The following is a 15,056-nucleotide window of genomic DNA, read 5'->3' as shown; positions in this document are numbered from 1 at the left end:
AAACCGGTCGGCTATGAGTGCATAATCGGCGCTGCGCACGGCTTTCGGGGTCCACTGAGCCCGCGCAGCGTGTCCGGAATGCGCGCGGCGCCTCGGGTGGCTTGCCGCACGCCCGGCGGTGCGGCCGAGTGCCCGGCGGGTGGCGGCGCCCGCGGCGCGGCAGGGGAGTGGCGCCGGCGCGGAGTCCGGCGCCCCATTCCCGGGCGTGTCGCGAGGGGGGAGTTCTTGCGCGACCCCGGTCAAGCGCGTAAAGTTGATCCCTGGTGTACTCCAGTGTCTTGAACTGTGCCCGCACGGGGCAATTCACGGGAGCACATCGCGGGATCAACGCCCTCCGGGGCGATACCCCCACGGCATAGCTGCACTCGGGTACCACCCTCGCGTCCGCGCGGTGATGGTGCCAGCAGCTCAGCGGCCGCGCAAGCAGCCGCACATGCTCAATCCATTTGAAGCATTCCTGTCACCGTGCAGGAGTACCTAGGAGAATCAGTGCCAACTATTCAGCAGTTGGTTCGCAAGGGTCGCACGCCGAAGGTCTCAAAGACCAAGGCGCCCGCCCTGAAGGCGAACCCGCAGCAGGCAGGGGTTTGCACCCGTGTCTACACCACCACCCCGAAGAAGCCGAACTCGGCGATGCGTAAGGTCGCTCGTGTGAAGCTTCGCAACGGGACCGAGGTCACCGCCTACATTCCCGGCGAGGGCCACAACCTGCAGGAGCACTCGCTGGTGCTCGTGCGCGGTGGCCGCGTGAAGGACCTTCCCGGTGTTCGTTACAAGATCGTGCGCGGCGCGCTTGACACGCAGGCGGTCAAGGACCGTCAGCAGGCTCGCAGCCGCTACGGTGCAAAGAAGGTGAAGTAATGCCCCGTAAAGGTCCTGCTCCGAAGCGCCCCGTTGTCGCCGATCCCGTATACGGCGCACCCATCGTGAGCCAGCTCGTCAACAAGATTCTTCTTGATGGCAAGAAGGGTCTCGCCGAGCGCATCGTTTACGGTGCACTCGAGGCTGTTGCCGAGAAGTCCGGCCAGGATGCCGTGACGGTTCTCAAGAAGGCGCTCGACAACGTGCGCCCCACCCTTGAGGTTCGTTCGCGTCGCGTCGGCGGCAGCACCTACCAGGTGCCCGTCGAGGTCAAGCCGCACCGCGCCAACACGCTCGCGCTGCGCTGGCTCACCAGCTACGCGAAGGCTCGTCGCGAGAACTCGATGACCGACCGTCTGACGAATGAGATTCTCGACGCTTCAAACGGCCTGGGTGCCGCAGTGAAGCGCCGTGAGGACACTCACAAGATGGCCGAGTCGAACCGCGCGTTCGCTCACTACCGCTGGTAACAGCCCGGTAGTACCTGAAATGGCGGATCGCTTCGCCTTCGTGCGATCCGATCCGCCATTTGCGGGGCTCAGCCCTGCAATCCGATCTTTCACCCCCACCCGGAGGAGACCCCGTGGCACAAGACGTGCTCACCGACCTGAGCAAGGTCCGCAACATCGGCATCATGGCCCACATCGATGCTGGCAAGACCACCACCACCGAGCGCATCCTGTTCTACACGGGTGTCAACCACAAGCTGGGCGAGACCCACGATGGCGCCTCGACCACTGACTGGATGGAGCAGGAGAAGGAGCGCGGCATCACGATCACGTCTGCCGCCGTGACCTGCTTCTGGAACAAGAACCAGATCAACATCATCGACACCCCGGGCCACGTCGACTTCACCGTCGAGGTGGAGCGCTCGCTCCGCGTGCTCGACGGTGCCGTCGCAGTGTTCGACGGCAAGGAGGGCGTTGAGCCCCAGTCGGAGACCGTGTGGCGTCAGGCTGACAAGTACGAGGTGCCCCGCATCTGCTTCGTCAACAAGATGGACAAGATGGGCGCCGACTTCTACTTCACGGTCGACACCATCGTCAACCGCCTCGGTGCGAAGCCGCTCGTGATGCAGCTGCCCATCGGTTCCGAGGCAGACTTCATCGGTGTCGTCGACCTGCTGTCGATGAAGGCGTTCGTCTGGGAGGGCGACTCGAAGGGTGACGTGACCCTCGGTGCTGCCTACGAGACGCAGGAGATTCCCGCTGACCTCCAGGCCAAGGCCGAAGAGTACCGCGCGAAGCTTGTTGAGACGGTCGCCGAGACCGACGATGCGCTGCTCGAGAAGTTCTTCGCGGGCGAAGAGCTCACGATCGACGAGATCAAGGGCGGCATCCGCAAGCTCGTCGTGAACAACGAGATCTACCCCGTGTACTGCGGCTCGGCCTTCAAGAACCGCGGCATCCAGCCGATGCTCGACGCGGTTGTTGATTTCCTGCCGAACCCGCTCGACGTTGGCGCCATTGAGGCCCACGATCCCCGCGACGAGTCGATTGTCATCGAGCGCAAGCCCGCTGCAGACGAGCCGTTCTCGGCACTCGCGTTCAAGATCGCCGTGCACCCCTTCTTCGGGCGCCTCACCTACGTGCGCGTGTACTCCGGTCACGCTCCGTCGGGCACCCAGCTCGTCAACACGACGAAGGGCAAGAAGGAGCGCATCGGGAAGATCTTCCAGATGCACGCCAATAAGGAGATCCCCGTTGATCAGCTCACCGCTGGCAACATCTACGCGGTGATCGGCCTCAAGGACACCACTACGGGAGACACGCTGTCCGATCCGGACAAGCAGGTCGTGCTCGAGTCGATGACCTTCCCGGAGCCCGTCATCGAGGTGGCGATCGAGCCGAAGACGAAGAGCGACCAGGAGAAGCTCGGCGTCGCGATCCAGAAGCTCGCCGAAGAGGATCCCACGTTCCGCGTGAGCCAGAACGAGGAGACCGGTCAGACGGTTATCGCCGGTATGGGCGAGCTTCACCTCGACATCCTCGTTGACCGCATGAAGCGCGAGTTCAACGTCGAGGCGAACGTGGGCAAGCCCCAGGTCGCGTACCGCGAGACCATCCGTCGCGAGGTCCCGAAGTACGACTACACCCACAAGAAGCAGACCGGTGGATCCGGTCAGTTCGCTAAGGTGCAGATCTCGCTTGCTCCGCTCGAGGTTGAGGGCGACAAGATCTACGAGTTCCAGGACAAGGTCACGGGCGGCCGCGTGCCGCGCGAGTACATCCCCTCGGTCAACGCCGGTATCCAGGACGCCATGCAGTACGGCATCCTCGCTGGCTTCCCCGTCGTGGGCGTTCGCGCGCAGCTGCTGGACGGCCAGTACCACGATGTTGACTCGTCGGAAATGGCGTTCAAGATCGCCGGCTCCATCGCGTTCAAGGAAGCCGCTCGCCTCGCGCAGCCGGTGATCCTCGAGCCGATGATGGCTGTCGAGGTGCGCACCCCCGAGGAGTACATGGGCGACGTTATCGGCGACCTGAACTCCCGTCGTGGACAGATCCAGTCGATGGAGGACGCCTCAGGCGTCAAGGTCGTTCGCGCCCTTGTTCCCCTCTCCGAGATGTTCGGGTACATCGGCGACCTGCGGTCGAAGACCAGTGGTCGTGCGGTGTTCTCGATGACCTTCGATTCCTATGCTGAGGTTCCGAAGGCTGTGGCCGATGAAATCGTTCAGAAGGCTAAGGGCGAGTAATTCTGCCCGCAGGTTGGCGGCGGTAGCTGTCTGTCGCCGCCAACCGCACCGCTCAGGTCGCGATCACCGTCCTGAGCTTGTAACATAAGTACACACCCCGTACTCGTGCCCTTCGAAATCCTCGGAGGGAAGCGGTACTCGATGTCCTGAGGAGGACTATAGTGGCGAAGGCCAAGTTCGAGCGGACCAAGCCGCACGTAAACATCGGAACGATCGGTCACGTCGACCACGGTAAGACGACTCTTACCGCGGCGATCTCGAAGACCCTCGCGGACAAGTTCCCGTCGGACGTCAACGTCCAGCGCGACTTCGACACGATCGATTCGGCTCCTGAGGAGCGCCAGCGCGGTATCACCATCAACATCTCGCACGTTGAGTACGAGACCGACAAGCGCCACTACGCTCACGTTGATGCACCCGGCCACGCCGACTACATCAAGAACATGATCACCGGTGCCGCTCAGATGGACGGCGCAATCCTCGTGGTTGCGGCGACCGACGGCATGATGGCTCAGACCAAGGAGCACATCCTGCTCGCAAAGCAGGTCGGCGTGCCGTACCTGCTCGTTGCGCTCAACAAGTGCGACCAGGTCGACGACGAGGAAATCCTCGAGCTCGTCGAGATGGAGGTCCGCGAGGAACTCTCCAAGCAGGGCTACCCGGGAGACGACGTCCCCGTGGTCCGCGTCTCGGGCTACCAGGCACTCCAGGGCGAAGAGAAGTGGGTTAACTCCGTTCTCGAGCTCATGGAAGCCGTTGACAACAACATCCCCGACCCCGTGCGCGACAAGGACAAGCCGTTCCTGATGCCCGTCGAGGATGTCTTCACGATCACCGGTCGTGGAACGGTCGTCACGGGCCGCGCCGAGCGCGGCACGCTGAAGATCAACTCCGAGGTCGAGATCGTGGGTCTGCGTCCGACGCAGAAGACCACCGTCACCGGCATCGAGATGTTCCACAAGCAGCTCGACGAGGCCTGGGCCGGCGAGAACTGTGGCCTCCTCCTTCGCGGCACCAAGCGTGAAGACGTTGAGCGTGGCCAGGTTGTCGTGCAGCCCGGTTCGATCACCCCGCACACCAACTTCGAGGGGACCGCTTACATCCTCAAGAAGGAAGAGGGCGGCCGTCACAACCCGTTCGAGACGAACTACCGTCCGCAGTTCTACTTCCGTACGACTGACGTGACCGGTGTCATCACCCTCCCCGAGGACAAGCCGATGGTTATGCCCGGCGACACCACCGACATGACGGTCGAGCTGATCCAGCCGATCGCTATGGAGGATGGCCTCGGCTTCGCTATCCGTGAGGGTGGCCGCACCGTCGGCGCCGGCACGGTGACGAAGGTTCTCTCCTAAGCTTTCGAGCTTCGAAGAGGCGGCTGAGCCGCAGAGCCCCCGGGAGTACTCCCGGGGGCTCTTCCCGTTTCTGGGTGGCGGTGCGCTGCGGTGCTTGCGCGGACCGCTATCCTCGTAGGAGGCTCCGTGCGAGCCACAGTCTGTAATCGAAACGGAGTCCGAGTGCCGCAAACCGTCAGCCAACGCATCGCTCATTTTGCGCGACAGTACGGCCTGCTCTTTGCGCTCGACGCGCTCGCGTGGGCCGTCGCGATCCTGGCCGCGCTCACCCTGCGGTTCGATTTCAACCTCACTCGAATCCACTGGGGCTGGACGCTTGTCGTGATCGGCGCGACGATCCTCCTCCAGCTGATCGGGGGGTGGGTGTTCTGGCTCTACCGCAGCAGGTACGAGGTCGGCAGCTTCGACGAGGTGCGCGCGATCGTCTTTTCCGTCACCGCGGTGATGGTCTGCGCCTGGGTGGTCGCGTTCCTGGTCGGCTTCGGCAACGGCATCCCGCGCAGCACGATGGTGATCGCAGCCCCGATCGCATTCAGCCTCATGGGGGTGGCCCGCTACCTCGTCCGCCTCTCGACCGAGCGGGAGCTGAAGCCGGGGGCCGAGGCCGAACGAACGCTGCTGTACGGTGCCGGCTACCTCGGCGTCCAGACCGCGAAGCGTATGCTCACGGACGCTGCGGGACTCGCGCTGCCAGTGGGTTTCCTGGACGACGATCCCACGAAGCGCAACCACGAGGTGCGCGGTGTGCGCGTGCTCGGCAGCTTTGACGACCTCGCCGAGGTGGCGCGGCAGACCCGGGCCACACGAATCATCGTCTGCATCGGCGACGCCGACGCCACGCTCATGCGGCGCGTGGACGAGGCCGCCGACCGGGTGGGGATGAGCGCCATGGTGCTGCCCCCGCTCGAGCAGATCCTCCGCAACGCCTCGGCGATCGAGGACGTGCGCGCGCTGTCGATCGAAGACCTGATCGGGCGGCACCCGGTGCGGCTCGAGACCGAGTCGATCGCGGAGTACCTGCAGGACAAGCGCGTGCTGGTCACCGGCGCGGGGGGATCGATCGGGTCCGAGCTCTGCCGCCAGCTCGCGCGTTTCGCGCCCCGCGAGCTGATCATGCTCGACCGCGACGAAACCGCGCTTCAGGAGAGCCAGCTGGCGATCAGCGGGCACGGCCTGCTCGACACGAATGACGTGGTGCTCGCCGACATTCGCGACGCGGAGACGATCGAGCGCCTGTTCGTCGAGCGCAAGCCGGAGGTCGTGTTTCACGCGGCCGCGCTGAAGCACCTTCCGATGCTCGAGCAGTACCCGGATGAGGCGTGGAAGACGAATGTGCTCGGCACGCTCAACGTGCTGCGCGCCGCCCAGGCGGCGAACGTGGGCACGTTCGTGAATATCTCGACGGACAAGGCTGCGAACCCCACGAGCGTGCTCGGGCACTCGAAACGCGTCGCAGAGAAGCTGACCGCGTGGATGGCCGAGCAGACCGGGCAGCGCTATCTCTCCGTGCGCTTCGGCAACGTGATCGGCAGCCGCGGCTCGATGCTTCCCACGTTCCGCGCGCTGATCGAGGCGGGCGGCCCGCTGACCGTGACCCACCCCGAGGTCACGCGCTTCTTCATGACGATTCCCGAGGCCTGCCAGCTCGTGGTGCAGGCCGGCGGGATCGGGCGACCCGGCGAGGTGCTCATCCTCGACATGGGCGAGCCCGTCAGTATTCTCGACGTCGCGCAGCGCATGGTCGCGCAGTCGGGCAAGGACATCGACATCGTGTTCACCGGCCTCCGCCACGGGGAGAAGCTCCACGAGGAACTGGTGGGCGACGGCGAGGGCAACGAGCGCCCGTTCCACCCGAAGATCTCTCACGCCCACGTCGACACGATTTCCCCCGACGTGCTCGATCACGAGGGCTGGGTCGCTCGGATGGACCTCACCGAGGCGGCCGAGGAGCGCGTCCAGTGACCCCCCTCGCCGTCTCCCTCATCGCCGGCGCGCTCACCCTGGTCCTCAGTCTCGCGCTCCCGGTGGTGGTCAAGCCGGTGCTCGTGCGCCTCGGCATCATGGACGTGCCATCGGCGCGCTCCTCGCACGACCGGCCCATTCTCCGCGGCCTGGGGCTCGCGGTACTCATCGCGATGCTGGTGGGCGGCGCCACAGCGGTGGCGCTGTTTGCGGTCCCGAGCTGGGGTGGGAGCGCCTCGTGGAGCGCCCTGCTCGTGATCGTGCTCGGGTCGCTCTGCGCCGGGTTGCTCGGGCTCACTGAGGACCTGCACGGGCTGAGTGTGCCGCTGCGAAGCGCGGCGCTGCTGCTGATCGCCGCGGGCTCCGCCCTCGGCGTGCTGCTGGTATCTGGCGGCCTCGGCGGCGGACTCGGGCTGCAGCACGGGCCCGGCCTCGCGGGGTCCTCCGGCCCGGGGGCGGTGTCCGATGCCGCGGCGCCGCACCCCGGCCTGCCAGTGTGGGCGATCATCGCGCTCGTGGCGTACGCGGTGCTGTTTATCTCGAGCTACATCAACGTTGCCAACTTTATGGACGGCCTCAACGGCATCAGTGGCTTCCACGGTGTGATCGCTGGCGGCACGTTCGCGGCAATCGGGTGGAGCATGAATATGCCCTGGTTGTTCGCGGCCGGACTGGTGCTCGCGCTCGGCTACCTGGGCTTCCTGCCCTGGAACCTGACGAAGCCCGGGGCGTTCCTCGGCGACGTGGGGAGCTACCTGCTCGGGGGAGCGACCGCCGTGACGAGCTTCGCCGCGCTCATCGCCGGGGCGCCCCTGCTCGCGACCATCGGGCCGATGGTGATCTACTTCGGCGACGTGGGGGTCACTCTCGTGAAGCGCATGCGCGCCGGACACAAGTGGGACGAGCCGCACAAGGAGCACACCTACCAGCGGATCCAGCAGCTCGGCTACTCGCACGTGCAGGCCTCCGGGCTCACCGCGGGGTGCACGCTCCTCGCCTCTCTCCTTGGGCTCGCATCGCTCTCGGTGGGGCTCTGGGGATCCCTCATCCTGCTCGCCGGCGGGCTCGCGGTGCTGCTCGTGTACCTGGCGCTGCCGCGCCTACTGCCGGCTCGGTCGTAGCCCCGGATTTCCGCCCCGCGGCGCCGGGTGGGAACCGCCGCGGCCCGACACGCTGGCCGCGACACGCCCGGGTTGCACGCACCCGGGTCGCTGTGTCAGAATAGACAGGTTCAGTACTCCGCACTTCTGTGCGGATCACTGCCAGGCAGTGCATAATCACCCGGGTTTCCGGGGTTAGGCCGCGGGTAGCGAACACTACCTGCACGCCAGCTGGCGGCCAGACGTTTGTCGGGCCGTCTTCGTGCGTGTGGGGCCACCACGTGAGAGCGCGGTGGTTTTGACAGGTGAACAGAGACCCAGCACATAGCGCCTCTTGCGAGGCGTGCTGCCAGGGCGCTGGTACGTAAGACGTCCAATGCCACGCTTCCCTCGGGGGCTGGTACGACGCAAGTAGAAAGTAGAGATGTCATGGCGGGACAGAAGATCCGCATCCGACTGAAGTCGTATGACCACGAGGTCATCGATAACTCCGCACGTAAGATCGTCGACACGGTGACCCGCGCGGGTGCAACCGTGATCGGCCCCGTGCCGCTCCCCACGGAGAAGAACGTGATCGCTGTGATCCGTTCGCCCCACAAGTACAAGGACAGCCGCGAGCACTTTGAGAAGCGCACGCACAAGCGTCTGATCGACATCGTCGATCCCACGCCGAAGGCCGTCGATTCGCTCATGCGTCTCGATCTCCCGGCCGATGTCAACATCGAGATCAAGCTCTAAGGGGGATCAGATCATGGCAGTAGAGCGCAATGTGAAGGGTCTTCTGGGCACCAAGCTCGGTATGACTCAGGTCTGGGACGAGAACGGCAAGGTCGTTCCCGTCACCGTGATCGAGGTGGCACCCAACGTGATCACCCAGATCCGCACCCCCGAGGTCGACGGCTACAACGCCGTGCAGATCGCCGCGGGCGCGATCGATCCCCGCAAGGTCAACAAGCCTGCGGCAGGTCACTTCGAGAAGGCCGGCGTTACGCCGCGTCGTCACGTGACCGAGATCCGTACCGCTGATGCAGCTGAGTACGCGCTGGGCCAGGAGCTCACCGTTGATGGCACCTTCGAGGCCGGTCAGAAGATCGACGTCGTTGGCACCTCAAAGGGTAAGGGCTTCGCGGGCACGATGAAGCGTCACAACTTCAAGGGTGTTTCCGCATCGCACGGTTCGCACCGTAACCACCGTAAGCCCGGTTCCATCGGCGGCGCAGCGACCCCCGGTCGCGTGTTCCGCGGTCACAAGATGGCCGGCCGCATGGGTGGCGATCGCGTTACCGTGCAGAACCTGATCGTGCAGGCGATTGACGCCGAGAAGGGTCTCATCCTGGTTAAGGGTGCAGTTCCCGGCGCGCGCGGTCGTCTCGTATTCGTTCGCAACGCAGTGAAGGGGGCGTAGTTCATGGCTACCGCTACCAAGCTCGAGGTGCTCGACGCGAAGGGCAAGAAGGCCGGGTCGGTTGACCTGCCCGAGGCAATCTTCGGCGCCGAGACCAACGTCCCGCTGATCCACCAGGTGGTCACCGCCCAGCTCGCAGCTGCGCGCCAGGGTACTCACAAGGTGAAGACCCGTGGTGAGGTTTCCGGTTCGGGTGTCAAGCCGTTCAAGCAGAAGGGCACCGGCCGCGCTCGTCAGGGCTCCGTCCGTATGCCTCAGCACCGCGGCGGCGGCGTCGTCCACGGGCCCGTGCCCCGCGACTACTCGCAGCGCACTCCCAAGAAGATGATCGCTGCAGCTCTCCGCGGCCTGCTCTCGGATCGCGCTCGCGCGAACCGTCTGCACGTCGTTGACGGCTTCGGTATCGCTGACAAGCCCAGCACCAAGGCCGCTCGCGAGTTCCTCGCGACGGTGGCGCCGGGCAAGCGCGTGCTCGTGGTCGTTGACCGCGCGGACGAGCTCACCCCGCTCAGCGTTCGGAACCTGCCGTTCGTTCACGTGCTGTTCCAGGATCAGCTCAACGCCTACGACGTGGTCGTCAGCGACGATCTCGTCTTCACCAAGGCTGCCTTCGACTTGTTCGTCGCCGGCCGTGCCGCTCAGGAGGACTCGAAGTGAGCCTGAACAAGTCTGCACACGACGTCATCGTCCGCCCCATCGTTTCCGAGAAGAGCTACGGTCTCATCGACGCCAACGGTCAGTACACCTTTGAGGTTGCTCCCACGGCGAACAAGACCGAGATCAAGCTCGCGATCGAAGAGGTCTTCAACGTAAAGGTCCAGAAGGTCCGCACGCTGAACCGCAAGGGCAAGACCCGCCGCACCAAGTTCGGTGCGGGCAAGCGCAAGGACACGAAGCGTGCAATCGTCACGCTGAAGTCCGGCTCCATCGACATCTTCACGGCTGCGCTGTAGAAGGGGCGAAAAGGAACATTATGGCTATTCGCAAGTACAAGCCGACGACCCCGGGTCGTCGCGGTTCGAGCGTCGCTGATTTCGCTGAGATCACGCGCTCCACGCCCGAGAAGTCGCTGCTTCGCCCGCTCCCCAAGACGGGCGGCCGCAACAACCAGGGCCGGATCACCACTCGCCACATCGGCGGTGGCCACAAGCGCCAGTACCGTGTCATCGACTTCCGTCGCAATGACAAGGACGGCGTCAACGCCAAGGTTGCGCACATCGAGTACGACCCGAACCGCACGGCGCGCATTGCGCTCCTGCACTTCGAGGACGGCGCGAAGCGCTACATCATCGCACCGAACAAGCTGAAGCAGGGCGATATCGTCGAGTCGGGTCCGGCCGCCGATATCAAGCCCGGCAACAACCTGCCGCTGCGCAACATCCCGACCGGTACCGTGATTCACGCGATCGAGCTCAAGCCCGGTGGGGGCGCCAAGATGGCGCGCTCGGCTGGCGCTTCGGTTCGCCTCGTTGCGAAGGACGGCCCGTACGCTCAGCTGCGTCTCCCCTCGGGCGAGATCCGCAACGTCGACGCGCGCTGCCGCGCGACCGTCGGCGAGGTCGGCAACGCCGAGCAGTCGAACATCAACTGGGGTAAGGCCGGCCGCATGCGCTGGAAGGGCGTCCGCCCGACCGTGCGTGGCGTCGTCATGAACCCGGTCGATCACCCGCACGGTGGTGGCGAAGGCCGCACCTCGGGTGGCCGTCACCCGGTCAGCCCCTGGGGCCAGAAGGAAGGCCGCACGCGCCGTCCGAACAAGGAAAGCGACAAGCTCATCGTGCGTCGCCGCAATGTTGGCAAGAAGCGTTAGTCGGCGGGTAGGAGAATAGAAGATGCCTCGTAGTCTCAAGAAGGGCCCCTTCGTAGATAACCACCTGCTGAGCAAGGTTGTTGTCCAGAACGAAGCTGGCACCAAGAACGTGATCAAGACCTGGTCGCGCCGTTCGATGATCATCCCCGCAATGCTGGGACACACCATCGCCGTGCACGACGGTCGGAAGCACATCCCCGTGTTCGTAACGGAGACCATGGTCGGTCACAAGCTGGGCGAGTTTGCGCCCACTCGTACCTTCCGCGGTCACGTGAAGGACGACAAGAAGGGCCGTCGCCGCTAAGCGGTGACGTGAAGGAGGAGAGAGAAATGGTGGAATCGACCGCACGCGTGCGTCAGATCCGCATCACCCCCCAGAAGGCCCGTCGCGTTGTTGACCTGGTTCGTGGGAAGAATGCTCAGGAGGCGCTCGCCATCCTGAAGTTCGCCCCCCAGGCCGCAGCCGAGCCCGTGTTCAAGCTGGTCGCCTCGGCGATCGCGAACGCTCGGGTGAAGGCAGACGCGGAGAACCTGCGTCTCAACGAGGACGAGCTGGTCATCGCTCGCGCCTACGTCGACGAGGGCACGACGCTCAAGCGTTTCCGCCCCCGCGCGCAGGGTCGTGCGTTCCGGATCAACAAGCGGACCAGCCACATCACCGTCGTTCTGCAGACGGCTGATGAGCTCCAGGTCACGAAGAAGGGAGCCAAGTAAATGGGCCAGAAGATTCATCCCTACGGCTTCCGCCTCGGGATCACCACTGACCACGTCTCGCGCTGGTTCTCGGACTCGACGAAGAAGGGTCAGCGTTACGCTGACTACGTCGCCGAGGACATCAAGATCCGTCAGCACCTGACGAAGCAGCTTGACCGCGCGGGCGTGTCCCGCGTGGAGATCGAGCGTACCCGTGACCGTGTCCGCGTGGATATCCACTCGGCACGTCCCGGCATCGTCATCGGTCGCCGCGGCGCCGAGGCCGAGCGCATTCGCGCCGACCTCGAGAAGCTCACGGGCAAGCAGATCCAGCTGAACATCCTCGAGGTGAAGAACCCCGAGGCTGACGCTCAGCTCGTTGCACAGGGCATCGCCGAGCAGCTCGCTGCTCGCGTGGCGTTCCGTCGTGCGATGCGCAAGGGTCTCCAGGGCGCGCAGCGCGCTGGTGCCAAGGGCATCCGCATCCAGGTCTCCGGCCGCCTTGGCGGCGCCGAGATGAGCCGCTCGGAGTTCTACCGTGAGGGTCGCGTGCCGCTGCACACGCTCCGCGCGAACATCGACTACGGCTTCTACGAGGCGAAGACCACCTTCGGCCGCATCGGCGTGAAGGTCTGGATCTACAAGGGCGACCTCACCAACAAGGAACTCGCTCGCGAGCAGGCGGCCCAGAAGCCGTCGCGCGACCGTGGCGACCGCCGCCGTGCGCCCCGTGGCGCTCAGGCCGAGGCTGCACCCGCTGCAGCAGGAGCGGAGAAGTAAGCATGCTGATTCCCCGTCGAGTCAAGTACCGCAAGCAGCACCACCCCAGCCGCAGCGGCCAGTCGAAGGGCGGCAACACTGTCGCGTTCGGCGAGTACGGTATCCAGGCCCTGAGCCCCGCGTATGTGACGAACCGTCAGATCGAGTCCGCTCGTATCGCGATGACCCGTCACATCAAGCGTGGTGGCAAGGTGTGGATCAACATCTACCCGGATCGTCCCCTCACCAAGAAGCCTGCGGAAACCCGCATGGGTTCCGGTAAGGGCTCGCCCGAGTGGTGGGTGGCCAACGTCAAGCCGGGCCGCGTCCTCTTTGAGGTCGCCGGCGTCGATGAGCAGCTCGCACGTGAGGCGCTGACCCGCGCCATCCACAAGCTGCCGCTCAAGGCCCGTATTATCAAGCGCGAGGAGGGCGACGCGTAATGGCGATCGGTACCAAAGAACTGGCCATCACGGAGCTCGATTCTTTCGAGAACGAGCGTCTGGCCGAGGAGCTCAAGAAGGCGAAGGCTGAGCTCTTCAACCTGCGTTTCCAGTCGGCCACCGGCCAGCTGGAAAGCCACGGCCGCGTGCGCCAGGTGAAGCGCGATATCGCGCGCATCTACACGGTGCTCCGCGAGCGTGAGCTCGGCATTCGGGTCACCCCGGCCGCAGCACCTGCTCCCGCGAAGGCGAAGAAGAGCACCAAGAAGACCGAGCAGGCGGACGCCGCCGCTGATACGAAGGAGGCCTAACTATGGCTGAGGTCGAGAAGGAACAGCGCGGATACCGTAAGGCTCGCCGTGGCTACGTCGTCAGCGACAAGATGGACAAGACCATCGTCGTTGAGGTTGAGGATCGCGTAAAGCACCCCCTCTACGGCAAGGTCCTGCGCCGCTCCTCGAAGGTGAAGGCACACGATGAGCAGAACACCGCCGGCATCGGCGATCTCGTGCTCATCCATGAGACCCGTCCGCTGAGCGCTTCGAAGCGCTGGCGTCTGGTCGAGATCCTCGAGAAGGCGAAGTAAGCCTCAGGCTTACTTTAGTGAAGGAGTAGCAAGTGATTCAGCAGGAATCCCGACTCAAGGTGGCCGATAACTCGGGCGCCAAGGAGTTGCTCACGATCCGTGTCCTCGGGGGCTCGAAGCGTCGTTACGCCGGTATCGGCGACACGATCGTTGCGACCGTCAAGGACGCGATCCCCGGCGGCAACGTGAAGAAGGGTGAGGTCATCAAGGCCGTCATCGTTCGCACGCGCAAGTCGACCCGTCGCGCTGATGGCTCGTACATCAGCTTCGACGAGAACGCTGCCGTCATTCTCAAGGCCGATGGGGAGCCCCGCGGCACCCGTATCTTCGGGCCGGTCGGTCGTGAGCTGCGCGATAAGCGGTTCATGAAGATCGTCTCGCTCGCACCGGAGGTGATCTAGTCCTATGGGCATGAAGATCAAGAAGGGTGACCTCGTTGAGGTCATCTCGGGCCCGTCGCAGGAGCGCGGCGGCTACAAGGGCAAGCAGGGCAAGGTCATCGAGGTGATTACCGAGACCGATCGCGTGATCGTCGAGGGCGTCAACTTCGTGACCAAGCACGTCCGCGTTGGCCAGTCAGACCGCGGCACGCGCGAGGGTGGCATCGAGACCGTTGAGGCCCCGATCCACATCTCGAACGTTGCAATCGTTGACCCCGAGACGAAGAAGCCGACTCGCGTTGGCTTCCGCGTCGAAGAGGTCGAGCGCGACGGCAAGAAGAAGACCGTCCGCGTGCGTTACGCGAAGACGTCTGGGAAGGACCTCTAATGAGCGAGACTGCCGTTGCAGCTGGCAAAATCCAGCCGCGTCTGAAGCAGAAGTACCGGAGCGAAATTGTTCCGGCGCTGCGCGAGGAGTTCAACTACGCCAACATCATGCAGGTTCCGGGCATCGTCAAGGTGGTCGTGAACACTGGTGTCGGCGAAGCTGCCCGCGACAGCAAGGTGATCGAGGGCGCAATTGCCGACCTCGTGAAGATCACCGGTCAGAAGCCCATGGTCACCAAGGCCCGCAAGTCGATCGCACAGTTCAAGCTGCGCGAGGGACAGGCGATCGGCGCTCACGTCACCCTCCGCGGTGACCGCGCCTGGGAATTCCTTGACCGTCTCGTCAGCCTGGCACTGCCGCGAATCCGCGATTTCCGCGGTCTTTCGCCCAAGCAGTTCGACGGCAATGGCAACTACACGTTCGGTCTGACCGAGCAGAGTGTGTTCCATGAGATCGATCAGGATAAGATTGACCGCGTGCGTGGTTTCGACATCACTGTCGTGACCACCGCTCAGTCTGACGACGAGGGCCGTGCGCTGCTTCGCGCAATCGGCTTCCCGTTCAAGACCGACAACTAAATAGTCCAAGCGGCGAGGGTGCCCGGGAGTTTTCCCGG

The 15,056-nt window shown here is 64.5% G+C and carries 20 protein-coding genes; all 20 read left to right on the top strand.

The features are described from left to right. Positions 1-489: 489 nt before the first annotated feature. The 20 genes from rpsL to rplE all read left to right on the top strand — a co-directional run bounded on the left by rpsL (position 490) and on the right by rplE (position 15,018). A complete protein-coding gene (gene rpsL / locus EV139_RS07445; protein ID WP_017885335.1) occupies positions 490-861 on the top strand; it encodes a 30S ribosomal protein S12 in 372 nt (123 codons plus the stop codon). Beyond that, positions 861-1,331: a 30S ribosomal protein S7 gene (gene rpsG, locus EV139_RS07440; protein ID WP_130453700.1), complete on the top strand. Its 471-nt coding sequence runs from the start codon at positions 861-863 to the stop codon at positions 1,329-1,331. The genes rpsL and rpsG overlap by 1 nt, the downstream gene beginning before the upstream one ends. Before the next feature lie 113 nt (positions 1,332-1,444). After that, complete coding sequence (fusA, locus tag EV139_RS07435; protein WP_130453699.1) at positions 1,445-3,559, top strand: elongation factor G; 2,115 nt, start codon at positions 1,445-1,447, stop codon at positions 3,557-3,559. Positions 3,560-3,720: 161 nt separating this feature from the next. Further along, positions 3,721-4,914, top strand: coding sequence for an elongation factor Tu (gene tuf / locus EV139_RS07430; RefSeq protein ID WP_130453698.1), 1,194 nt, complete (start codon positions 3,721-3,723; stop codon positions 4,912-4,914). Between the two features lie 162 nt (positions 4,915-5,076). Then, on the top strand, positions 5,077-6,876 hold the full coding sequence (locus EV139_RS07425) for a polysaccharide biosynthesis protein (protein WP_130453697.1): 1,800 nt from the start codon (positions 5,077-5,079) through the stop codon (positions 6,874-6,876). Then, positions 6,873-7,997, top strand: a complete 1,125-nt coding sequence (locus EV139_RS07420) for an MraY family glycosyltransferase (RefSeq protein WP_130453696.1) — start codon at positions 6,873-6,875, stop codon at positions 7,995-7,997. The genes EV139_RS07425 and EV139_RS07420 overlap by 4 nt, the downstream gene beginning before the upstream one ends. A 408-nt stretch (positions 7,998-8,405) precedes the next feature. Continuing rightward, on the top strand, positions 8,406-8,714 hold the full coding sequence (gene rpsJ, locus EV139_RS07415) for a 30S ribosomal protein S10 (protein WP_025133701.1): 309 nt from the start codon (positions 8,406-8,408) through the stop codon (positions 8,712-8,714). A gap of 13 nt (positions 8,715-8,727) precedes the next feature. Then, positions 8,728-9,381, top strand: coding sequence for a 50S ribosomal protein L3 (rplC, locus tag EV139_RS07410; RefSeq protein ID WP_130453695.1), 654 nt, complete (start codon positions 8,728-8,730; stop codon positions 9,379-9,381). 3 nt (positions 9,382-9,384) lie between these two features. Then, entirely contained in the window at positions 9,385-10,038 is a 654-nt protein-coding gene (gene rplD / locus EV139_RS07405; RefSeq protein ID WP_130453694.1) for a 50S ribosomal protein L4, read from the top strand. After that, positions 10,035-10,334 carry a 50S ribosomal protein L23 gene (rplW, locus tag EV139_RS07400; protein ID WP_130453693.1) on the top strand — a complete coding sequence of 100 codons (300 nt, stop codon included), beginning with the start codon at positions 10,035-10,037 and terminating at the stop codon, positions 10,332-10,334. The genes rplD and rplW overlap by 4 nt, the downstream gene beginning before the upstream one ends. Positions 10,335-10,354: 20 nt before the next feature. Then, positions 10,355-11,191: a 50S ribosomal protein L2 gene (gene rplB, locus EV139_RS07395; RefSeq protein ID WP_130453692.1), complete on the top strand. Its 837-nt coding sequence runs from the start codon at positions 10,355-10,357 to the stop codon at positions 11,189-11,191. Between the two features lie 22 nt (positions 11,192-11,213). Further along, positions 11,214-11,495, top strand: coding sequence for a 30S ribosomal protein S19 (rpsS, locus tag EV139_RS07390; RefSeq protein WP_017793370.1), 282 nt, complete (start codon positions 11,214-11,216; stop codon positions 11,493-11,495). A gap of 26 nt (positions 11,496-11,521) precedes the next feature. Beyond that, positions 11,522-11,905, top strand: coding sequence for a 50S ribosomal protein L22 (gene rplV, locus EV139_RS07385; RefSeq protein ID WP_130453691.1), 384 nt, complete (start codon positions 11,522-11,524; stop codon positions 11,903-11,905). After that, positions 11,906-12,664 carry a 30S ribosomal protein S3 gene (rpsC, locus tag EV139_RS07380; RefSeq protein ID WP_130453690.1) on the top strand — a complete coding sequence of 253 codons (759 nt, stop codon included), beginning with the start codon at positions 11,906-11,908 and terminating at the stop codon, positions 12,662-12,664. Positions 12,665-12,666: 2 nt separating this feature from the next. Beyond that, entirely contained in the window at positions 12,667-13,086 is a 420-nt protein-coding gene (gene rplP / locus EV139_RS07375) for a 50S ribosomal protein L16 (protein WP_130453689.1), read from the top strand. Next, positions 13,086-13,397, top strand: coding sequence for a 50S ribosomal protein L29 (rpmC, locus tag EV139_RS07370; RefSeq protein WP_130453688.1), 312 nt, complete (start codon positions 13,086-13,088; stop codon positions 13,395-13,397). The genes rplP and rpmC overlap by 1 nt, the downstream gene beginning before the upstream one ends. A gap of 2 nt (positions 13,398-13,399) precedes the next feature. Beyond that, positions 13,400-13,672, top strand: a complete 273-nt coding sequence (rpsQ, locus tag EV139_RS07365; RefSeq protein ID WP_046456195.1) for a 30S ribosomal protein S17 — start codon at positions 13,400-13,402, stop codon at positions 13,670-13,672. Positions 13,673-13,704: 32 nt separating this feature from the next. Continuing rightward, a complete protein-coding gene (gene rplN / locus EV139_RS07360) occupies positions 13,705-14,073 on the top strand; it encodes a 50S ribosomal protein L14 (RefSeq protein ID WP_130453687.1) in 369 nt (122 codons plus the stop codon). A gap of 4 nt (positions 14,074-14,077) precedes the next feature. Beyond that, positions 14,078-14,440 carry a 50S ribosomal protein L24 gene (rplX, locus tag EV139_RS07355; RefSeq protein WP_130453686.1) on the top strand — a complete coding sequence of 121 codons (363 nt, stop codon included), beginning with the start codon at positions 14,078-14,080 and terminating at the stop codon, positions 14,438-14,440. Beyond that, entirely contained in the window at positions 14,440-15,018 is a 579-nt protein-coding gene (gene rplE / locus EV139_RS07350) for a 50S ribosomal protein L5 (RefSeq protein WP_130453685.1), read from the top strand. The genes rplX and rplE overlap by 1 nt, the downstream gene beginning before the upstream one ends. Positions 15,019-15,056 lie beyond the last annotated feature (38 nt).

This window comes from Leucobacter luti (assembly GCF_004217175.1).
GTDB lineage: Bacteria > Actinomycetota > Actinomycetes > Actinomycetales > Microbacteriaceae > Leucobacter > Leucobacter luti.
Note: the sequence above shows the minus strand (reverse complement) of the source record. Positions and strands in the feature narration are given on the sequence as shown.